Annotated in this window: 15 protein-coding genes and 1 pseudogene; 6 read left to right on the top strand and 10 right to left on the bottom strand. The window is 45.6% G+C overall.

Annotation, left to right across the window (positions count from 1 at the left end; genetic code table 11):
- Positions 1 to 16: 16 nt before the first annotated feature.
- The 3 genes from AC5JL3_RS28340 to AC5JL3_RS28330 all read right to left on the bottom strand — a co-directional run bounded on the left by AC5JL3_RS28340 (position 17) and on the right by AC5JL3_RS28330 (position 4924).
- Positions 17 to 2026, bottom strand: a complete 2010-nt coding sequence (locus AC5JL3_RS28340; RefSeq protein ID WP_496077633.1) for a hybrid sensor histidine kinase/response regulator — start codon at positions 2024 to 2026, stop codon at positions 17 to 19.
- Between the two features lie 31 nt (positions 2027 to 2057).
- Positions 2058 to 2384: a DUF1206 domain-containing protein gene (locus AC5JL3_RS28335; RefSeq protein ID WP_496077632.1), complete on the bottom strand. Its 327-nt coding sequence runs from the start codon at positions 2382 to 2384 to the stop codon at positions 2058 to 2060.
- A gap of 113 nt (positions 2385 to 2497) precedes the next feature.
- Complete coding sequence (locus AC5JL3_RS28330; RefSeq protein WP_496077631.1) at positions 2498 to 4924, bottom strand: single-stranded-DNA-specific exonuclease RecJ; 2427 nt, start codon at positions 4922 to 4924, stop codon at positions 2498 to 2500.
- A gap of 179 nt (positions 4925 to 5103) precedes the next feature.
- Between AC5JL3_RS28330 and AC5JL3_RS28325 the strand changes: the two genes are divergently transcribed.
- Complete coding sequence (locus AC5JL3_RS28325; RefSeq protein ID WP_496077630.1) at positions 5104 to 5853, top strand: Uma2 family endonuclease; 750 nt, start codon at positions 5104 to 5106, stop codon at positions 5851 to 5853.
- A gap of 398 nt (positions 5854 to 6251) precedes the next feature.
- Here the strand turns inward: AC5JL3_RS28325 and AC5JL3_RS28320 are convergent, their stop codons facing one another.
- Together AC5JL3_RS28320 and AC5JL3_RS28315 are read right to left on the bottom strand one after the other, a co-directional pair.
- On the bottom strand, positions 6252 to 6641 hold the full coding sequence (locus AC5JL3_RS28320; protein WP_496077629.1) for a hypothetical protein: 390 nt from the start codon (positions 6639 to 6641) through the stop codon (positions 6252 to 6254).
- A 373-nt stretch (positions 6642 to 7014) separates the two neighbouring features.
- Positions 7015 to 9969: a PAS domain S-box protein gene (locus AC5JL3_RS28315; protein WP_496077628.1), complete on the bottom strand. Its 2955-nt coding sequence runs from the start codon at positions 9967 to 9969 to the stop codon at positions 7015 to 7017.
- Between the two features lie 969 nt (positions 9970 to 10938).
- Here AC5JL3_RS28315 and AC5JL3_RS28310 point away from each other — a divergent pair.
- Positions 10939 to 11349, top strand: a complete 411-nt coding sequence (locus AC5JL3_RS28310) for a response regulator transcription factor (RefSeq protein WP_496077627.1) — start codon at positions 10939 to 10941, stop codon at positions 11347 to 11349.
- A 408-nt stretch (positions 11350 to 11757) separates the two neighbouring features.
- Entirely contained in the window at positions 11758 to 12936 is a 1179-nt protein-coding gene (locus tag AC5JL3_RS28305; RefSeq protein ID WP_496077626.1) for an AbrB family transcriptional regulator, read from the top strand.
- A gap of 52 nt (positions 12937 to 12988) precedes the next feature.
- On the opposite strand, the gene AC5JL3_RS28300 is transcribed toward AC5JL3_RS28305, so the two are convergent.
- From AC5JL3_RS28300 to AC5JL3_RS28290, 3 genes are all read right to left on the bottom strand, one after another.
- Complete coding sequence (locus tag AC5JL3_RS28300) at positions 12989 to 13675, bottom strand: retron system putative HNH endonuclease (RefSeq protein WP_496077625.1); 687 nt, start codon at positions 13673 to 13675, stop codon at positions 12989 to 12991.
- Complete coding sequence (locus AC5JL3_RS28295) at positions 13672 to 14991, bottom strand: AAA family ATPase (RefSeq protein ID WP_496077624.1); 1320 nt, start codon at positions 14989 to 14991, stop codon at positions 13672 to 13674. The genes AC5JL3_RS28300 and AC5JL3_RS28295 overlap by 4 nt, the downstream gene beginning before the upstream one ends.
- A 160-nt stretch (positions 14992 to 15151) precedes the next feature.
- Positions 15152 to 16108 carry a metallophosphoesterase gene (locus AC5JL3_RS28290; RefSeq protein ID WP_496077623.1) on the bottom strand — a complete coding sequence of 319 codons (957 nt, stop codon included), beginning with the start codon at positions 16106 to 16108 and terminating at the stop codon, positions 15152 to 15154.
- Positions 16109 to 16253: 145 nt separating this feature from the next.
- Here AC5JL3_RS28290 and AC5JL3_RS28285 point away from each other — a divergent pair, with 145 nt between their 5' ends.
- The 3 genes and pseudogenes from AC5JL3_RS28285 (at position 16254) to AC5JL3_RS28275 (ending at position 20387) form a co-directional block, all read left to right on the top strand.
- The gene (locus tag AC5JL3_RS28285; RefSeq protein WP_496077622.1) at positions 16254 to 17336 is read left to right on the top strand and encodes a hypothetical protein; all 1083 of its coding nucleotides are present in this window, start codon (positions 16254 to 16256) and stop codon (positions 17334 to 17336) included.
- A gap of 948 nt (positions 17337 to 18284) precedes the next feature.
- Positions 18285 to 18920 (top strand): annotated as a pseudogene (locus AC5JL3_RS28280) (adenylate/guanylate cyclase domain-containing protein); the annotation flags it as partial.
- Between the two features lie 66 nt (positions 18921 to 18986).
- Positions 18987 to 20387: an MATE family efflux transporter gene (locus AC5JL3_RS28275; protein WP_496077621.1), complete on the top strand. Its 1401-nt coding sequence runs from the start codon at positions 18987 to 18989 to the stop codon at positions 20385 to 20387.
- Between the two features lie 36 nt (positions 20388 to 20423).
- Here AC5JL3_RS28275 and AC5JL3_RS28270 read toward each other — a convergent pair whose 3' ends face one another.
- Complete coding sequence (locus AC5JL3_RS28270; protein WP_496077620.1) at positions 20424 to 20741, bottom strand: type II toxin-antitoxin system RelE/ParE family toxin; 318 nt, start codon at positions 20739 to 20741, stop codon at positions 20424 to 20426.
- A gap of 23 nt (positions 20742 to 20764) precedes the next feature.
- Entirely contained in the window at positions 20765 to 21019 is a 255-nt protein-coding gene (locus AC5JL3_RS28265; RefSeq protein WP_496077619.1) for a hypothetical protein, read from the bottom strand.
- Between the last annotated feature and the right edge of the window lie 25 nt (positions 21020 to 21044).

Genomic DNA, 21044 nt, shown 5'->3' with positions numbered 1-21044 from the left:
TTCTGTATTCAATTGCTTATCCGGTTCTTCCGCTAAGGTGGGCGACGACGGCAATCAACTCAGCTGGCTCAACTGGTTTAGGTAGGTGTGTTTGGAAGCCCGCCAGTAGAGCCTGCCTGCGATCTTCTGATCTAGCATACGCTGTCAGCGCTGCTGCTGGAATCCTTCCTCCTGTTTGCGATTCCCTTGCTCTCACCTGGCGGATCAGAGCGTAGCCATCCTCACCAGGCATCCCGATATCACTGACTAGGACATCTGGCGTTGACTGTTCAATGAGCTTGAGCGCCTCTTCTACTGAGGCGGCGGCTGTCACGAATGCTCCGCACTGCTCAAGTAGTGTAGTGATCAACTCGCGTGCATCAACCTCATCATCGACAACGAGTACCTGTAAGCCATTAAGCTGAAGAGCGTCGTTAAGTGGCTCACCAGTTTCATCGGTTGGAGAAATCTGTGACCGATGCCTTGTCTGCTGACGAAGGGCTGTGAGCGGAAGTTTCACTTTGAATATGGCACCTTGCCCTTCTCCGAGACTATCGGCGTGAATTGTTCCCCCGTGTAATTCTACCAAGTGACGGACAATTGCTAAACCTAACCCAAGTCCACCATGCGATCGCGTTGTTGCACTGTCGGCTTGACGGAAGCGCTCGAAGATATAGGGTAAGAATTCTGGGCTAATCCCTTGACCTGTATCACTAACTGTAATCTCGGCATTGGAATTGATGCGTTTGAGTTGGATCGTGACCTGCCCACCTTTGGGAGTAAACTTGATCGCATTCGACAGGAGATTCCAAACAACCTGCTGCAAGCGGTCTGAATCACCCACAACTAGTCCAGTTGAGGTATCAAGCTCACAGGTGAGTTGAATCGCTTTAGCCTCTGCTGCTAAGCGTACTGAATCCATAGCTGCATTGATAACTGAGGTGAGTTCAACAGGTCGAATCTGAAGACGCAGCTTGCCGGAAATGATGCGCGAGATATCTAGCAAATCTTCAATTAATTGGTTTTGCGATCGCGCATTACGCTCAATAATCTCAAGAGCGCGTGCAAAGGTCGCTTCATTCAACTTTCCAGAGCGTAGCATTTGAACCCATCCCAGCATCGCGTTGAGGGGAGTCCGCAGTTCGTGCGAGACAGTTGACAGAAACTCATCCTTAACCCGGTTTGCCTCTTGTGCCTCAGCACGAGCCGCTTGCTCTCGGAGTAATAGCTGCTCACGTTCTTCCTCAGCCTGCTTACGCTGTGTGATGTCTTGAAAAACAACTACTGCACCTGTAATCAGACCATCTACAACTATGGGCGAACCCGTATAGGATACAGGGAAGACAAGACCATCTTTACAGGTAAATACATCTAGCTCATTCCGAATCGTCTTACCTTGTTGCAAAACAGCCAACACTTGACAATCTTCTGCATTGATGTAGGAACCGTCAGCCCGCTGAAAGTGAATGGATTCATGCATGTTTTTACCAAGCATTTCCTCTTGAGTCCAACCCAATATTTGCTGGGCAGCAGGATTTAAGAAGGTAACGCAGCCATCGCTGTCAAGTGCATAGACCCCTTCACCGAGGCTACTTGTAATCGCATTGGTAAATTCCAGTTGGCGGCGAAGCTGTTCTTGGGCTGACTCAGCAGCCCGATAAAGTTGTGAGTTCTGTAGCGCCACAGAAGCCATCTGCCCCAGTTGTAGGATAATCGCCTCATCGCTTTCAGTAAAGTCACCGTCCTTTCTAATGTCTTCAGGCGTAAATATGCACGAGCAAGACTGACCAATCATCTCTGCTTCCTGATAACCTAAAATGCTTTCTACTCCTGCATTCCAAGTGATGATGCGCCCGGAAGTATCCAGAATGAAAATCGCATAGTCCCACACATCCTCCACCAACAAGCGGCAGCGTTCTTCACTTTCTTTGAGTGCAGCTTCTGCCTGCTTATCCTGGAATTGTGAGGCTTCAAGGAAAGCGACTTGTTGACGCAAATTTGCTAACTCAGCTAGCAATTGGTCTTTTGTCTTATCTTCATCCTTCATCTTGTGTGCTTTTCAAGCATAGGTAGTAATTTTACCCAGCTAGGAAATAAACAATTTGACTATGGCATTCGTCCAACCTTAGAAATAATATCCAAATCTCTTTTTTAGCTTCTACTACCCAAAAGCGTATTTTCGATAACATCTTATTAGGCTTTAGAGCGCCCTCTGAGTCAGTCACTTGACCACCAAGTCCTAGTGCTACTTCTGTCGCCAGTAGCCCGACAATGATGTGAACCACTCCTTTGGCGGCATAACCAAATCGTGCGAATCGATCAATCCAAGGATTAGCAACCGCATTGGTGACTGTCTGCTTTGCCTGCTCTTTAACGGCTTGGACAGAGGAATGGGTCTTTGGCATCACAAAAAATTAAGCTAATGTGTACTTTAATTACACTAAGACTTACACAGTAGCTTTACTAGTAGGGTGCGTCGTGACGCACCCTACGCTGATAGCTGACCGCTAACTGCTAATCATTCACGATAATTAGCTCTTGCTTGGGCTTGGATAGTGGATAGGGGAACTTGGTAGAAATATTCACGCAGAAATTGTTCTTCTTCAATGGCGGCTAAGAAGCTTTGAGTAGCTTGTTGAGTAGAAGAGTCAGTAGTTGATGAGTCTATGGGAGTCCAGCTAATGGTAATAGACCAATCAGAATGTTTAACCTGAAAGCCGAGTTCAGAAAGGGCATTGAGTCCCAGATGAAGTGTGCGATCGCTTAAATCAAGCTTGTCTTGCAATTGCGCTAAAGTCGCAGATTGACCTGTGCGACTGAGAAATTTTGCAATTCCCACCAACTGCTGCCAGATTTCGCGAGGTGGCTGTTGACTCGGTGGTGGATAAGCGATCGCTAGTGGTCGATCTGATGCGATCGCTCGTCGGAACCATACTTGCAACTCATCCCAGCTAGTTGGACACTCGCTTATCGTGAGGGGTTGAGAAGGTGTTAGCGAAGCGGGACGAACGTTCTCCCCAGCTTCCTCCATCTCCCCAATGTCCCCTCGCCAATCTAAAATCCAATCGAGTTGAGTAGGGATGTTAAAGTAGGACGATTCAACGTTGGGTTGCAGGGCAATGATACGCACTTCCGGGCGTCTTTTGTAATTGTTATAGTCAAGTTCAACAAGAGCATTGCACTTGCCCTTCGGTACTTCGTCTTTATAGTGTCCCCACCAGATACCGGGAAAGCCGACACTAGCGGAGTCGTCCAAAAGTTCCAACTCAGTCTTGATATACTGCACCTTTCGCCCCTTCATGTCCTGAGAGTTGCGATTCCAAACCGCTTCAAACCAACAGTTTTGAATCAGCAGTTTTGGAACAGGATTTCCCATTCCACAGGGTTCAAGCAGTTTGAGTTCTTGAAATAGTTCTTTCCCCAAATCTGCAACTTTAACTACGAGGTCAGCTTCAATTACAGGTGTCATTAAAGTACCTGACGTACCCAATTGTTGTCGCAGTTGTTGGTTTATTGCTTGGATAAACAAGGGAATATTTTCAACAGGTAAGCTCAACCCAGCCGCAAAAGGATGACCACCAAAGCGATGTAAGAGGTGTTCTTGGGACTTAACCAATTGATAAAGGTCAATGTTATTCACAGAACGTGCTGAACCTCTGGCAATTAAGGGCTGAGGGTTGGGGATTGGGAATTGGGAAGAGACACCAGAGGTTTCTTGCAAGTTTTCTTCTTGTGCAGGGTTCCCACCATCTGAACTCAACAAAATCGTAGGTCGTCCGTATTCCTGGGCAACTTGACCTGCTACTAAACCTAAAACACCAACGGGCCATTGAGAGTCTTCTAGGACAATTACACTGGTTGTTGAAAGGTCGAGTTGGTCAAGCTTGTGTTTTACTTGCTGCGTAACGTCTTTTTGCAAACCCTTACGGCGGATATTGGCTAGTTCTGTTTCAATGGCTAATTGCTCAGTACGTTTTTCATCATCGCTGGTAAGTAATTCAACGCAAAAAGTAGCATCACCCTGAATCCGGCTTACAGCGTTAATTCTAGGGCCAAGACCGAAGGAAATATCTGTAGGGCGATCGCCATTTCGCTGACACAGTTCCAATAGACGCGCTACACCCGGACGACGGCGAGTTTTTGGGAGTTGTTGTAGTTGTTTGATTCCTACTTGTGCCAGATATCGACAATCTCCACTCAACTGCACCAAATCTGCAATTAAACCAATTGCAACTAAATCTAACAAGTTTTCTAAAGGCTGTTGCGGGACTTCGGGTAAGGTTTCATAGAGCGCTTCTACCAACTTGTAGGCAACAGCAACACCAGAAAGATGAAACAGTGGGTGGTCAGAGGAGAAATAGCGAGGATTGATAATTGCCTTAACTGGTGGACGCTCTAATGGCAAGGTGTGGTGGTCGGTGACAACAACATCAATCTCTAATGCTTGGGCATATTCAATTTCACTTATATTGGTGCTGCCCGTGTCGCAGGTGACAATTAACCGACAACCTTGCTTTTGCAAGGTATCAATTCCCTGACAATTAAGCCCGTGAGATTCAGTGAGGCGGTTAGGAATGTAGTAGATTAGTTGCCATTCTTGAGGCAAAAATTGTCCTAGTCCTTCCCAGAGAACGGATGTTGAGGTGATGCCATCCGCATCAAAATCCCCCCAAATCGCCACCATTTCACCCGTTCTACAAGCTTGCTGCAAGCGCTCTACTGCCCAGTGCATTTCTTGCCCAAATTCAAAGGGACTGGCGGGTTGATAAAATTCTGGGTTCAAGAAACCTGGCAGTTGCTCAAGGTCGCGGATTCCCCTCTGCCACAACAATTGCGCGGCATAATGACCATCAGATGTAGGGCTGTGGCGCTTTACCGCATCAACAAAATCCTGGGGGATTTGAGGGGGCGGCGAGATTTGCCATTGATGTTGTGGCTCAGACATTTTGTTTTTCTAGGCTTGATAAGCTCTCTTCGTACTGCGCGATCGCACACTTTTAAAAACTACTCATACTGTGAGTATTCTAAAGATTTTCCTCGCTGAGCCGCTGAGTTTTCCTGCCAATGCTCTGGATGTCTAGCCTAAAATTAAGTTTAAAGCAAGTTCCTCAAACAAAACTTGATATGACTCGCCTTCCTCCCCAATCTGACCCACCTCTTCCACCTCGGCAAACTTTGCCGACAATGTACGACTTGCCTAGCGACAACCCAGAGGAACCTGGCTTGCCTGACGAATTCCATTTCTTACAACCCCTACTGCTGTTTTTGACCTTTGTCCCTCCAAACTGGAACCCAGACATGGTGTTCAGCGCCTGTGACCTCAATCTCTACTACGATTTCAGACATTCAGGTCGGTATAAGCGCCCCGATTGGTTTGGTGTTGTGGGTGTCTCTCGGCTTTATGAAGAACGCGATATGCGTTTGAGCTATGTCGTCTGGCAGGAACAAGTTAGTCCGTTTGTGGTGGTTGAGTTATTGTCTCCAGGAACAGATGACGAAGATTTGGGACAGACGGTTAGCGAACCAGGAAAGCCCCCGACGAAGTGGGAAGTTTATGAGCAGATTCTGCGCGTTCCTTATTATGTTGTCTTTAGTCGTTATACCGAGCAACTTCAGGTATTCCACCTTGTCGATGGACACTATGAACCCGCAGAACTTACTCAGGGACGCTTGCTGATTCCGGAGCTAGAGCTAAGTTTAGGTTTGTGGCGAGGGAGTTTTCAATCTTTCAATCGGCTGTGGTTGCGGTGGATGACGGCTGAGGGAGAGTTGATTCCTCTCCCTGATGAGAAAGCCGCTGCTGCTGAGCAACGTGTTGAACAACTAGCAGCACGACTGCGTGAGTTAGGCGTTGACCCAGACCAAGTGGTTTAAACTGATCAAGCGGAAGTGGCGCGAATGGGTAGGTGTTTTTCCAAGGTAGCTTGATATTTTTGCTAAAACTCCTACTCTACAAGGCTTTCAGAACCCATTAATCCCTTTCAGGGATTGAAACAAAGGAATCACACCCATAGGGCATTCGTTAGTTTCCAGCCCTAATTTACCAGGTGTGATACTGCATCCGGGTCATCTATCCCCTTTTTCGGCAACCCATAAAACTTTGTAGAGACGTTCCGCCGGAACGTCTCTACGACTAGAACTCATTCTCAATTGGCTGATGAGGTAAGCGATCGCACCAACTCAAAGCTCAAATTTGCCAATGTCAAGTCCTGAACCAATCACTTGCCTCAGCTAAAAACTAGCTGTCTAACCGATTAACAATTAGGAATTCCCTACCACACTTCATCAATTGGTGGTGGTTCAATCCCTTGAAAACCGATGCCCCATTCATATCGGGCAAGATCGGGTGGTGGTGGTGGTGACACCACAGGCACAGACTTGTTATCAGTGTCCTCAGGGGCATTCAAAGCATGAATTGGGCTGGTAGAACGGACACTACTAACCCAGCTATTAGAACTTTTTTGGGGAACCGGGCTTGGAATGGTGCTTTCTTTATCCAGCATTTGACCAAGATGGTGTAGCCCTTCACACAATTTGTGTAAGTGAAAGCAACGGTAATTGGCGGCTTGCCAGTCTCCTGCTTCCAGTGCTTCAACATATCCCTTCTGTAAGGCTCTGATTAGCCGAAGCTGAGTTTCGATAATGGGGTAAGTGATTGCCATTTGTTTACTGTTGTTCAAGTTAAGTTGGGATATACCTTTAGTGCATTTCCGTAGTAAGGGCAATTCACCAGGTTTTGCTACTGAAAGAGTATGTAATAACCAATTAGCTCTCAGCGTTTAGTCCCAGGTAGAAGCGACAACTCCTAACGGGTGGGCTGTTTGAGTGCAATTGGGTATGAGGGAAGACTCGCCTCGTTTCCCTGTATAAGACTTTCAGCGGTAAATCTCTTTAACAGAAACTCTTACAACAAGTTTTATTAAAGATGAACGGAGGAATGTCACAGAACGTTGCTCAGGTATAGCTGTTGCAATAAAAGCTCTGTGCCTTCTGCCTTCTGCCTTCTGCCCTCTGCCCTCTGCCTTCTGCCTTCTGCTATAGCTGTGGTGCGATCGGGATTTCAATCCAAAACTCAGCCCCTTGACCGGGTTCAGAGAGACACTTGAGGATACCGCCATGTTTCTCTACGACAATTTGGTAGCTAATCGACAGCCCTAAACCAGTGCCTTTACCTACGGGTTTAGTAGTGAAGAAGGGGTCAAAAAGACTCCCAATGACGTTTTCTGGGATGCCTAGACCGTTGTCGCGAATTCGGATAAGGACTTGATGGCTATCCAAGAGTTCTGTGTGAATCCAGATCGTCGGTGAGAGAGTGGGTGGGCAAGAAGAATCACTTTCGCTCTCGCCTTGGCACAAATTGTTCTCTGCTTGTCTTAATCTCTGTGTCTCTAGGGCATCGATCGCATTGCTGACGATGTTCATAAAGACTTGATTGAGTTGACCTGCGTAGCACTCGACAAGTGGCAGGTTGCCGTACTCTTTAATGATGGTAATACCAGGATTATTGCCACTAGCTTTCAAGCGGCTTTGGAGAATCAACAGTGTATTGTCTATTCCTTCGTGGATATTAACTGGCTTCATTTCTGCCTCATCCAGTCGTGAGAAGTTCCGCAAGGAAATGACAATCTCATGAATGCGGTCAGCCCCTAGCTGCATTGAAGACAGGATTTTCGGCAAGTCATCAATGAGGAATTCTAAATCAATGTCTTCGATATACTCTTGAAGATCTGGAGTCGGTTTTGGGTAATGCTGCTGATAGCGCTCAACTAGGTCAAGTAGGTCTTGGATATAGTGGGTTGCATGGCTCAGGTTACCTGTGATGAAGTTAACGGGGTTGTTGATTTCATGGGCGATTCCCGCAACCATTTGACCGAGGCTGGACATTTTTTCGGTCTGGATGAGTCGCGATTCGGCTTGCTTGAGTTCTTCTAACGCCATTTCCAAGTGCTGTGCCTGGGTTTGAGCGGCTAGAACAGCGGCGCGAGTTTTTGCGAATAGTTCTGCGTGTTCAATCGCGATCGCTAATTGATCGACCACGGCTTGCAGGAGTTCTACTTCATGATCACTCCACAAGCGGGGGCTATCGTAGTGGCTACAGATAATTGCTCCTAGCTGGCCCGTGTGAGTCTTCAGTGGTAGTAACAATCCAGAGGTGATGCCCCAATCGCTAAGGATTGATCGCATTTCAGGATCTAGATTGGATGCCTCAGCCAGATTTTCAATTTTGAGCGTCTCTAGATTGCGGATTGTCTCCGCTAAAGGTGTTAGATAGGGTGATGGACGCTCACCTAATAAACTAGGTAAACCGGGATCGCAGGCTTCGTGAGTCACACTTAAGCAAGGTCGATTTGGCTCTGACCAGCACCACAAAAAGTGACAGCCGTCAACATTAAGCAAACTCCGAATCTCGGTGACGGCAGTACCCAAAATTGTATCGAGGTCAAGCGAGTTACGGATTTGACTGGCTAATCGAAAGAGTAGCGCTTCCCTACGACTGAGTAGTTCTTCCCGTGCCCAAGCATGGTCAATTGCTAGTGCGATCGCATTCGCAACCCATCCCAGAACACCTTGCACAACCTCGGATAAGGGTTGATGAGTCAACAAGCCAATGATGCCGACTAGCCGTGCTTGAATAATCAGAGGGTAACCTGTAAAGAAGATTTTTTGGGTTGAGACTCCAACAGCAGTTTTGGGAAGTCGGGGAATCAGGAATGGAGAATAGGAAATCACCTTTCCCGTGCTAGTACTGACGTGTTTGCTTGTTGAAGACAATTGAGTGCTGACAGGTTGCCGAGTTTGGAGAATTTCACCAATGAGGCTGTGGTCTGGAGGAAGATGATAGGGAAAGGTGTCAGTGGGGATAAGATGACCTGCTGACGCTTGTAAGTTTAGAGATAAAAGGTCTGTCGTTCCAGGGGCGGTTGATGGGTCAACGGTCCAAATCCCAACCCCAATTGCATCGAGATGCTTCACTATTGCCTCAGTGCAACGCTTGAGGCTTTCGGGTAATGTACCACTTTGGCTCAATGCCGCCCCGACATCAGCTTCTAAGGTTGAGTCACGCGATCGCTCTAGTAGGGTTGCTTTCACCCGTTTACTTTCCGTAATATCACGAGCGATCGCATACATGACACCGTCCTCAATCACCGAAGAGGCACTCCAGGCAAGCCATGTATAAGAACCATCTTGACAACGATAGCGATTCTCAAACTGGATAGTTGATGCTTGAGTGCTAAGCTTCTGCAATTGAGCTAGGGTTAGTGCTTTGTCTTCAGGATGAACAAAATCGAGGAATGATTTAGCAAGGAGTTCTTCTGGAGCATAGGAGAGGATTTTTTCAAAGGCTGGGTTAACAGTCTTAAAATAGCCATCAAACCCAACAATACACAACATTTCCGGCGAGAATCTAAAAAAACGCTGAGCCTCACGGAAAGAGTAGTCGCTACCACTCAGATGCGATCGGGACATGTTCGCTTCGGATTGAAGTAATCCTTTGTTAGTGTTAGACCTACTACGGCTAGTGTGCCTATCTTCTGAAGGAAGATCTAAACGAGTATTGGTGCCAAGACAAATGTGTTCTTCCTCGGCTTGCTTATGTTCAGTGATATCCTTGCAAATTGAGACATATTTATAAGGCTTTTCCTGAGTTTGCAAGATTGGCACGATGGTTGTATCCATCCAGTAAACTTTGCCATCCTTAGCTCGGTTTCTAATTTCGCCCTTCCAAACTTTGCCACGGCGAATTGTTCCCCACATCTGTTTGAAAAATTCTGGTGGATGATAACCAGAATTAATCAGGCGATGATCTACTTTTTGCAGTTCTTCTCTAGAATATTTTGAGATTTCGCAGAACTTATCGTTAACGTACTGGATTTTCCCTGTGAAATCGGTAATTGACACTACCGTCGTTTCATCTATCGCTAACTTGATATCTACGAGTTCTTGATGTGACACTTGCCCTGATTTCTCCACTAGAGGTCGCTTGCTCATCTTTCGGTTTAGATTGTTGAGGTTTTTACGATCGCCAAGCGAGTCAAATCGTCAAAGGCAGCTTCAGGAGCCGAGTTGATATTTTGGTACAGGTACATATCATCAAGGCTCACTAGTCCATTGCCAAATAAAAGCGTCTTCGTTAGTTAGCATCCCTCCCTCCTGAAAGACTGTTGTTTACTATTTTTTGTTTTTAAGGGTTTAAATGGGCTACGCCGTCATCCACCTCCGCTGCGGATATTACTGTTCGTACAAGTAGTAATTAGTGGCTTTGAATAACTATAGTATGTTCTGGTGATTCGAGACGATGCCTAGGGTTTCCCAGCCCTTTTGCCAGTTGATGACTAGCATCGCTTCATTCGATCAGTTCCTGTAAAAGCTCTACCCCATTACCTATTATCTGTTCGATTTTCACAATCGCAACCAAATTTTTGAATTGCTCTGTTTCCTTCACAGAATAAACATAATTTTAAGAAGTATAAACTCATCCTCACAAACTTATATTTCTATTACAACATAGCCTGATTGCCTCTTCGATGGGTGAATAAGGCGGCTGATAAAACACTAGATAAGCAAGTAGGCGCAAATAAATAGAACTAGGAGTTTTGGGTGCTGGGACTGGGAAACTTTCCCTAATCCTAATCGTCTGAAGGCTTGAGAGTTAAAGCTTAGTTAATCATGTTTGTAGATTAAAGCATGATGATATGTAGCAAGTGTCTGGGTAGATCAACCCAAAAAAATCAATTTTTTTAGTTAATCTGGGTAGATCAACCCAAAGGCTTAAATTTCTACTCAGTAGTTAGTAAAGATAGTCAAAGAAAAATATCTAAGTAGTAAGACTTGGCTAGAATAAGTCCAGACTAAATCAACAGGCTTTTCTAGATAATTAAAGCTTGGGTTATTTTTGCTTTAAGTATCTTCACGTTATTGGCTTGTTATCAGCTTCAATTTCTTGGAAGATAGGGACATATGTCACTCCAAAGCAACCAACCCACTATTCTTGCGGTGGACGACAGTACTGCAATGCAAGAAATAATAAAACAGGCGATCGCAAACGAGTACAACGTTCTAGTAGCCGATAGTGCTGTTGATGCCTTGTCCTTGATTTACCATCAACCCATTGCAATGTTTTTGTTAGATGTGTCGCTGCCAGGGGTTGATGGCTTAGATCTTTGCCGCACATTGCGTACTTTGCCCAAATTTTGCAATTTACCAATTATTATGATCACAGCAAGAGATAAGGCTTTTGATAAGGTAAAGGGACGCTTAGCGGGGGCAACAGAATACTTGACGAAACCCTTTGATGCTCAAGAGTTACGAGAGTCTTGTAGAAAGCTCCTTAATTCAAAAAACGCAGTAACTGTGAAAGAGAACGATTAAACGAGTGTTGCTGACGTTCAATGACACATCCCCTTAGAAAGCGGGAACAACGCTCAGGGAGTAGCTTTCTTGGTAAACTTTTGTAAGTTGAATCAGGGATTTGCGATTGGGGTTCTACCGAATTTGGCTGCGTTATTTCGTAGCAATGCCTTTATTTCTCAGTATCTTGCGCCTCTTGCTTCTCGTCCTATTTCATAAAAGCTGCCAGGAGAAGATGCTACACATTCGGGGTGAAACTTTCCCTCAGTTCTGAAGGCAGGGGTGAGTTTTTACGGTTGAATTATTTCTACCGAGCTGGTTTAGTTATAAAAATTCATTAATAGCTTATCCAAAAAAGAAAATTGTTAAGATTCGTTAAAAGAGCTAAAATTAAATTTATATTTTGACTCTTTTAAAGCAGATCTTGATATGGCACTAAAAATTAGCCAGATTCATTTGCGTTCGTTTGTTAGACCCTGGCTGACATTCATTCCTAAGTATTCGCTTGTTGGTCTAGAAATGATTCTAGGTTTTTTACTTAGCTTCGTTTTTATGCAGATTGGTGCTGGAGCAGGTTCTGCAATTTTAAGTGGAATTACTGCTGGCGCATTAGTCGCTTATTTCTATCGTATCGTCTACAAAATTCAGATTAAACCGAACACAAATGTTAGAAAAATCGGGCAGGTTCTTGTGGGTCTTACTATCGGGGTTTCGATCGCTCATAGTAATCTAGCAAATATTTTCTTCAAGCTACCGATTTTGACATTCACAAGCATACTTTTGCTATTAAGTAGTATCCTTATTGGCTACATCTATTCACATATTGCTAAGGTAGATTTGTTAAGCGCTATGCTGGCTGTTGTTCCTGGCAATATAGGAATTATGGCAAGCATAGCAGCAGATTATGGAAAAAATGTATCACTCGTTTCATTGGTTCAATTAATTCGTTTTACAGGAATCATCTTAATAATCCCTCTAATCACCAATGTTTCTACACCTCATGACATCAACCTAATTATCTCCTCCCTAAGCAAAGATTTATCTCAATTTAATCTCCAGTATTTATTACTACTAAGTTTAGTTCTGTCCATAACAGCCATTGCGGCTCGTATTGGAAGTAAATTTAAAGTTCCTGCTCCTTATTTATTTTGCTCTATTTTAGTGGGGGTAGCTTGTAACTATTTATTAATCCAGCTTCCTTTTTCCCCTCCCTTTAACTTTAATGTGCCACCTTTGGTAAATTTAATAGGTCAGACATTACTGGGAATTACGATTGGTGAGTACTGGGGAATCAATCCAAATCTTGAAAGGCGTACAATTGCCTTGACATCAATTCCTGTCGCGCTAACGTTTTTAGCGGGATTCATAGCAGCAGGAATCACAATGTTTTTGACACATTGGGACTGGCTAACTTGTTTGCTGATGGCAGTACCTGGAGGTTCTCCAGAAATGATATTGATTGCTTTAGTCTTAAATCACAATGTTGAGACAATAACAGCAGCTCATCTAGTACGACTAATGGCAATCAATCTATATCTTCCCGTATTAATTTGGGCTTTGGAGAAGTATGGCAGGGAGAGTAAGGAGACTAAAACGATTATGACTTGACAACCCAACTGTTAAAGTCGTTATAGCAGTTAGCCGTGAGTACACTAATCATTTAAGTAACAAAATACTGCTTGAGAATATAGGCGATCGCAAAACAGAAGGGTTGATATTTTCCCTGATCATTTAACTGCTCAAAGTCTTGAGAGAACCGTTGTATCTCTTCGTCTGTAAGTCCCTCAATAGCAAGCAAGGCTCCATCAATCGCCGCACTCCGTATCAGTCTTAGCTTTTCAATGTCGAGTCCAAGTTTTTCAATGGTTGTTTTAGCAGCTTCTTGCTTGTCTGGCTCATCTGTCGGTAGGATTTCACCAGAAGCTGAGTACCGAAAGAAACTAGCACAGTTCACATCTAAAGGCGAAACCATCAGTTGCTCATCGTACCACTTATCTTTTTTGTGTCCACAATGTACAGGTACGCGGTGTTCTTCTTCACTTTCTTCTGAGTCTTCACTTTCTCCTTTGCATGAAACCAGCAGATTCCTATAATCCAGTACTTGGTGGGCATAAGTGATGTTGCTCTTGGGCTTGAAATGCTCAAAATGGCTAGTATCTCTGGTGATTTGCATCCCGCAGTAGCAACATACATAACCTTGCTCCCACAGCAGTGCATCATACACATCGTTTTTCACTGTTACGCGGCGGCGGAAGGCTTTCCAGGTGAGTGGATTTCCCCTATTCTTCTGCCGCTCTTTCCAAGCCGTAAAGCTCTCTGGTTCGTCGCCCTTCCGGATATATCTCACCGATTCAGAATCTCCTTTCGCCGGAGCAGTACATCTGCTTTAACTAACTGCGGCTCATCAGAGCCAATTTTGTCAGCGATTTGTTGACGCAATTGACGAGAACCATCAAGATCTCCCTTGTCAATGAGTCGAAATAGCTCTAAAAGCTCATCCTTAATTTTCTCCTTACGAGCTGCAGTATCCATAAGGACTTCAAGGATATAATTGCTGTCTCTGCCGAAGGAACTGTCTGGACGTTTGGCGACAATACCTTCAGGTGTTGCTTCTAAGATGTAGATGCTATCCGGTTTGACATCGCTAATTACTTGGGGTGAATGGGTTGTAACAATAAATTGGCAGTTCTGGAAGGTTCTTCTCAAAGCTGGAATAACTTCACGTTGCCATTTTGGGTGAAGGTGCAGTTCAATTTCGTCAATCAGGACAACACCGCTACCTTCTCGCGGATTTTCTAAACCTGGGTTGGCAATTGCCAAACGTCTCGCCAAATCACCCACCATTGCCAGCAAGCCTTTCTCACCATCAGACAACTGATTAACGATGAGTTCCTCTCCTTGTTTATTTACAGTCATTCGTAAAGGCGATCGCTTGACTCGCAAGTTCGAGAATCCAGGTAACAGTGAATAGATAGCTTGTCTCACTGCTTCTATCTGTCGGTTTCGGTAATTAGGGTTATCTCGCCGTTCCTCGTTCTCTAAATCTTCTATAGCTCTGAACCATTGGAAGAAGCTACCGAAACCAATTTGTACCCCATTCAGTGCTTGTTCATAGGCATCTACCTGTTTAAATGAATACTCCTTCGGCATCCCCAGAGGAACATCAAGAACTGTACGATTGACCGGGTAGTAAATCACTAGAGGTATATTGGCTTCGGAACTTTCTTCCCACTGATGACGCTTGTTGTTTGTAAATGGCTCTAACTCTTCAATATTGAGACTTGTATTTGCCTTATGTACTGTCTGAAGCCCAGTGATAGACCACTTTACTTCCTGAGAGTCGAATGAAATTGTAATCTCATTGTGCGTTTTCTTCTCTCCATTCTTGATATCCTCTTGCTTAAGGAACTGTCCTTCTGCGAGGTCTCTTTGCCGTATAGTGACAAGCTGTCCATTGTGCCTTCTCATGATTGAGCCTCCAGCGTTCGGATCAAACTGAATCCGAGCTATAAGCCAAGACAGAAGAATGGTCAGACAGTTCAGAATACTGGATTTTCCAACCCCATTGATACCAATGAACACTATTGGCTCAGTCTCGTCGAACTCTAGCGTCAGGTCACTAATTCCCCGAAATGAGATCATGCTAAGGCGCTTGACTTTCATAGTTCAAATTAGCTGGCTGCAATGGGATGATGCCTTGAGCAAAGACTTGATTGTTGGTGTTGATACCGCTGATGATAGTGCGATTTTTGAAACATCCCACAAATAAACGCGATCGCACCTTCTCACTTCAAAGACTCTGGATCTACTCCAAGCGATCGCATTAGGCTGATTCTAATCGGATGATGCCTTGGTCAAAGACTTGGTTATCAGTGCCAATACCGCTGATGATAATGCGATCGCGATACACTTCATACGCGGCAAAACTTAGCTGTTCTGCGGAATGTGCCGTCCATTCTGAATTCCCCACAGGTCGAGTCCCTGCACCCGCTCCACAAATCAAATAGGTAGTACCATTAATCACTTTGCTGCGCTCATAGTGATGGTCATGACCGTTGATATATAGCTGCACCCCGTACTTTTTGAAGAGAGGCGTGAGGGTTTGCACAAACGGTTGATTTAGCCCATAGTGACCTGAAGAGTAAATCTGATGGTGTCCAAATACAATTTTCCAAGGAGCATCACTGCGGCTGAGTTCTTCTTCTAACCAAGGTAACTGCGCGTTCCAATCAGCATTGCCATTCGTATCAAGGGCAAAAAATTGCACATCACCGCGACGAAAAGTGTAGTAACGTCCTGGCATATTGAAGCCAGAGTAACTTACTTGAGGGTCACCATTATCGGTACGGATGTCATGATTACCAAGGCAAGCTTGAAACTTAACGCCCTGTTGTAGCAATGCTTGATAGGGTCGCTCAAATACTGCACCAATCTTTTCAATCTCACCGTTGTTGTAGATATTGTCACCCGCCAAAATTACCAAATCGTAGGGATTTAGCTGCTGATGACGGGACATCGCCGTCGCTACGGCATATTGTCCTGTTGCACCTGTGCCTGTGTCTGCCACAGAAACAAAGCGTAGTAGAGGCTTCTCTCCTGTTGGGTTGCTTGGGGTGTCAGCTAACGTTGATGCTGCGGGTTCCGAGGCGAGATTAGTTGTATCAGTCGATTTGGAATTAGAACTTTGCGCTGTCTGACTACGGAATAGTTTGGCAAAAATTGCTAAACCCAAGCCACTGAGGGTACTTAAAATTAGAAATTGACGACGTTTCATGCTCATAGATGTCGAGTTGATAATCAGTAATCTTCAGCTTTTAGACTGAAGGCAAGCCTGACAGAAGTGATAGATTTGTGCTTGTAGTGGCAGCTTCCAGTAAGAATCTATCGTATTGAAGCAGATTGGTGCTGCCTGGGAGGGAGATTCAATGTCAGAAGACCAACAGAAGCAGCCGGAATCTATGAATTATGAACCTCAAACACCATCGAAACCCGATAAAGCGAACCCAGCAAAATTGGGGAAGCAAAAGCAACCGTTTTTGAAGGCTCAAAGTATCAAAGTTCTGCGAGGAACCATTGACCGACTAGAAGAGATTGTGGAGCAACTGGAGGCAGAACCCGTTAGTCAGCTTCCCCAAACGGCGGCACCGCCGACATCGACACTACCCTCTGCACCCGTCTTAGATACAACGACAGTAACAGCAGAACCAGACTCCATCAGTAGTGTTGTGGAACCTGTTACTCCTGCACAAGTCGCAGACACCCCGACAGAAGTGCTAAACCCAGCAACGGAACCCGTTGTTTCTACACCAGCATTGGATATCCCGACAGCAGTACCAAAACCAGTATCCCAGAAGCCTACTGATAAGCAGATGCCCCAACCCCCTAAGCCGAAACTGACCGATCGCATTCTTCCTAGTTTTGGGCGTGTTCAAGCTGTTTGGGATGGTATATTAGTCAAAGTCCGCTCTCTACTACCAGCCGCTTGGAATGAAAAGCTGTCAGATTGGGGACTAACAGGTGTGATCGCATCTATCGTAGTCGTTCTTCTCATAACAACGGCAGCACTTCTCCCCAAGACACCTGCACAGGTAGCAAAAGCACCTCCTAATAGTATCGACGCACCATCAGAATTGAAAGCACCTGAGCCGCCGCAACCTCTGGAAGTTGAACCCCCACCTCCACCTGAACTCACCCCAGAGCAAAGCTTGATTGCTGGCATTCAAAATCAAGTTGCTGAAGTCACCCAGCAGTACGGCAATGGCTTGATTCAGTCCATCGAAGCGAATTTCCAAGGAAGCTGTCTGGTTGTTAAAGTCAGTGATGGCTGGTACGAACTCAAGGACTCTCAGCAGAATAAGTTAGCAGATGACATCCTCAGCCGCTCTAACGAACTGGATTTTAGCAAACTAGAAATCACTGACCTTAATAGCACACTACTTGCCCGAAGTCCAGTTGTCGGCTCGAATATGGTAATTTTGAAGCGACGGGCATTGGCAGCAAATCTGTAAGCTGATGTGCATAGAAAGCGGCGGGCTTTGCGCCGCTTTGTTGTTGATTGTTTGTTATTTGTTATTTGTATCTTTTACAAACAACCAACAACCAAAAACTAACAACAAAATGAACCAAACAGCTTTTGGATCGTACCCAAAGTGGCTTTCAACATAGATAACGGCAGTTCCTACGTCTAAAGTAGTACTAGATGACGTTAGAACTAGGGATAGTTATTGGCGAAATCACACGCTGTGCAGGGAAAGCCGCTAATGATGCAAGCACGGTTAGGGATGAAAGAACTGGCAGTGCCAGTTAGACAGGGGCTAGCCTTCTTAAAGGTGAGTTTGTCAGCCACTTGGTCAGCAGACTATGAGGTTTGGCGCAATAGTTTCTTGAGGAATCGCTTACGTCTTACCCTGTGGATTGCTCTCGGTGTTGCCTTCACAGTTGTCATCTTTATTCTATGGATGTCTTCCTTAGATAAGGCGATCGCATGGTCAAAGATAATAAGCTATGCCGTTTTAGGCTTATGTCTACTTGGCTGCTTGGCACTGCTTAAAACTCCATTTGCATATCGCTACCCAGGACTGCTCTTTTTGGGATTCTCTTGGTCAGTAATTTTGGTGCCCCAAATTGGAGCGGCAGTTGCAGGAAATGCGGCAGCAAATCCCTATATCTGGACATTCGCATTTCTGGCGCAAGCCACGCTCATCCCGGTACGCTGGCGTCTCCACTTGGTTTCACAGTTGAGTGCGCCCTTGTGCTATCTTGCCGTGAATAGTGCCTTTGGTTTGAGTATAAATCGACAAAGTTACTCTGACTGGCAGTTGAATCTCTACCTGTTCTGGTTCTGCTGTATCTGCAATATTTCTGTATTCTTGTATGAACGGCTACAACGCTCTGAGTTTCACGCCCGTCGAGAAATCGAAATGGCTTACCAGAAACTGGAAGCTGAACGGGCAAGGACGGAGCGACTACTAATCAATATCTTGCCTGAATCGATCGCTCAACGACTTAAGCATGACCAACATACAATTGCTGACCAGTTCCCTGATGCAACAGTCTTGTTTGCTGATGTTGTCGGTTTTACGCAGATATCGTCCAGAATCTCAGCAGCGGAAGTAGTCGTGTTGCTCAATCGGCTTTTTTCAATGTTTGACGAGATTGCTGAAAAGCATGAAGCAGAAAAGATTAAGACGATTGGAGATGCTTACATGGTTGTTGCAGGCTTACCAATACCGAAGAGTGACCATGCACAGGCGATCGCAAATCTTGCTCTTGATATGCAACAGGCAGTTGCTCGTTTCAATGTAGAACAAAACCAATCCTTTAGCATCCGTATTGGCATCAACACAGGTCCTGTTGTCGCTGGAGTCATTGGTCTAAAACGCTTTATCTACGACTTGTGGGGGGATACGGTAAACGTTGCCAGTCGCATGGAATCCCACGGACTCGCTGGCAGTATTCAGGTTTCCGAAGCGACTTATGAGTGCTTAAAGGAGCAGTATCTTTTCGAGAAACGAGGAGTTATTGAGGTTAAAGGCAAAGGAAATATGACAGCGTATCTCCTAACAGGACGACGGAGTTTATCAGTGGTGTAAAGACTCTAGAACCTCCTGGTGACGTAATGAGTACAATCTTGAGAGGGCTATCACCAGGAGATGCCAATGAACTTCCGTGCAGTTCGCGTAACTTACGCACTGTCAAAATCCAGGGTCATCGCTGAAATTAAAGAGTGCTTGCTTCTAGCCGTTCCCCTAGCCGGAGCGCAGCTATCTCAAGCGGCAACTACGTTTGTGGATACAGTGATGATGGGCGCTCTGGGAAGCCAGATTATTGCCGCAGGAGCATTGGGAGCTGCTACATTTTTTTTACTGCTCAATATTGGTTCTGCAATTGTCTCAGCCGTGAGTCCACTTGCCGCAGAAGCTTATGGAGGTGGACGAGTTGAGCAGGTTGGGCGAGTAGTGCGACAAGGCTTGTGGTTATCGGTTATCTTGGCAGTTCCGGTGACGCTGTTAATCTGGCATAGTGGAACTCTACTGGGCTTAATGGGGCAAGAACCTGAAAACATCGCATTAGCAGAGGGCTATCTCAGAGCGATCGCATGGGGCTATTTTCCTGGATTGGGCTTTGCCGTGTTGAGAAGTTTTGTCTCAGCGCTCTCCCGAACCCGCCCTGTCATCGTGACGATGATTTGCGGTACTTTATTCAACGTTGCAGGCAACTATGTACTGGCATTCGGTAAGTTTGGACTTCCTGCATTGGGACTAGCAGGACTCGGTTGGGCAAGTGCGTTGTCTATTTGGGGAATGTTTGTAGCTTTGGCAATCTATATCCTCAGTCAACCTCAGCTTCGGGTCTACGGCGCCTTTGCTAATCTGCATCAGTTTGACGGCAAAATCTTTTGGGAACTGGTACGAGTAGGTGTACCAATTGGTGTACTGGCAGCAGTAGAGGGCGGATTTTTCGCCTTCGTAACGTTGCTGATGGGGCAGTTGGGAACCGTAACATTAGCCGCTCACCAAATTGCATTGCAGTCGGCAGTTGTTACCTTTACAATTTCGCTCGGTATCTCAATGGCAGCCACGGTGCGGGTTGGGCAGCTCATCGGACAAGAAAATCCCAAAGGGGCACGACTGGCGGGATTTGTGAGCATTGGCATGGCTGCTGTGTTTATGGGCATCATGGGCATCGTGTTTTGGATCGTGCCTGGAACGATTGTGTCGCTTTACATTGATACTGCCGATCCAGCAAATGCAGCTGTCGTCAGCTTGGCGAAGACACTCTTGGGAGTGGCGGCAATGTTCCAACTCGTTGATGGCGTTCAGGTAACGGCGGCTGGTGCATTGCGAGGACTGAAGGACACCAAAATTCCTCTACTGATCGGTATTCTGGCGTATTGGGCAGTTGGCTTGACCTGTGGATACACGTTGGGTTTTGTGTTGGGATTGGGTAGTGTTGGCTTGTGGTGGGGATTTGCGATCGGTCTTGCTGTGGCAGCAGGTGTTCTAACGTGGCGATTTAGCAAAGCTCAAGCATGGCATCAGATATCCTCTCAATCTTAGTCAACGCTTGAAGCAGCCATCTAATGAGGTAAAGTATTAGGTTTCCTCTGATTCTTGACTCTCACCAAGAGTTTGTTGTGCAGCGTGTCGGATATGGAGAATGCGAACTGTGGATACATCCTCACCTTCCACAATAGTGAAAAGGATGCGGTATGAATTGCGCCCTCGACCGTAGAGGAGTTGTCGAATTTCTCTACTAAAATACTCGTTCTCTCTTGCTAGAGGACAACGTTTCGGCATTGCCGATAGAGACTCAATTGCTTGCAGCAATCCTTCATACCAACGCCTCGCTTTGTCAAGAGATATAACTTGAGATATTTTTAAGAAGGTACTGTCTGCTTCAGCCTCTGCCACACTGGAAATTTCAATGTGGTATTTTATGAATCGGCTGGCAGATTGTACTTACGACGTTGTTCTTCAGCAAACTCATCAAAAGAACGGAACCGTCTTGCCTCAAAATCATCCAATCCACGCTGAATACCCTCAATAGCTTCTTCAGAGTCTTGCGCCTCCCACTCCAAAAAGCTAGCTAGCAGTTCAGCCGCAACAAGACTAACATCTTGCCCCTGTCGCGCAGCTTTTTCACGGAGTCGCGCCTCTACTTCTGGACTGAGAGAAATAACAATCGTCATAGACTCGGTTTCTCTAGCATCAAGC

The sequence above is a fragment of the Symplocastrum torsivum genome, assembly GCF_059505465.1.
This window is presented reverse-complemented; position numbering and strand designations above follow the sequence as displayed.

Excerpts from the sequence above, each read along its gene's own strand:
- AC5JL3_RS28340 (WP_496077633.1), bottom strand. The coding sequence starts at position 2,026 with ATGAAGGATGAAGATAAGACAAAAGACCAATTGCTAGCTGAGTTAGCA.
- AC5JL3_RS28335 (WP_496077632.1), bottom strand. The coding sequence starts at position 2,384 with ATGCCAAAGACCCATTCCTCTGTCCAAGCCGTTAAAGAGCAGGCAAAG.
- AC5JL3_RS28330 (WP_496077631.1), bottom strand. The coding sequence starts at position 4,924 with ATGTCTGAGCCACAACATCAATGGCAAATCTCGCCGCCCCCTCAAATC.
- AC5JL3_RS28325 (WP_496077630.1), top strand. The coding sequence starts at position 5,104 with ATGACTCGCCTTCCTCCCCAATCTGACCCACCTCTTCCACCTCGGCAA.
- AC5JL3_RS28320 (WP_496077629.1), bottom strand. The coding sequence starts at position 6,641 with ATGGCAATCACTTACCCCATTATCGAAACTCAGCTTCGGCTAATCAGA.
- AC5JL3_RS28315 (WP_496077628.1), bottom strand. The coding sequence starts at position 9,969 with ATGAGCAAGCGACCTCTAGTGGAGAAATCAGGGCAAGTGTCACATCAA.
- AC5JL3_RS28310 (WP_496077627.1), top strand. The coding sequence starts at position 10,939 with ATGTCACTCCAAAGCAACCAACCCACTATTCTTGCGGTGGACGACAGT.
- AC5JL3_RS28305 (WP_496077626.1), top strand. The coding sequence starts at position 11,758 with ATGGCACTAAAAATTAGCCAGATTCATTTGCGTTCGTTTGTTAGACCC.
- AC5JL3_RS28295 (WP_496077624.1), bottom strand. The coding sequence starts at position 14,991 with ATGAAAGTCAAGCGCCTTAGCATGATCTCATTTCGGGGAATTAGTGAC.
- AC5JL3_RS28290 (WP_496077623.1), bottom strand. The coding sequence starts at position 16,108 with ATGAGCATGAAACGTCGTCAATTTCTAATTTTAAGTACCCTCAGTGGC.
- AC5JL3_RS28285 (WP_496077622.1), top strand. The coding sequence starts at position 16,254 with ATGTCAGAAGACCAACAGAAGCAGCCGGAATCTATGAATTATGAACCT.
- AC5JL3_RS28275 (WP_496077621.1), top strand. The coding sequence starts at position 18,987 with ATGAACTTCCGTGCAGTTCGCGTAACTTACGCACTGTCAAAATCCAGG.
- AC5JL3_RS28265 (WP_496077619.1), bottom strand. The coding sequence starts at position 21,019 with ATGACGATTGTTATTTCTCTCAGTCCAGAAGTAGAGGCGCGACTCCGT.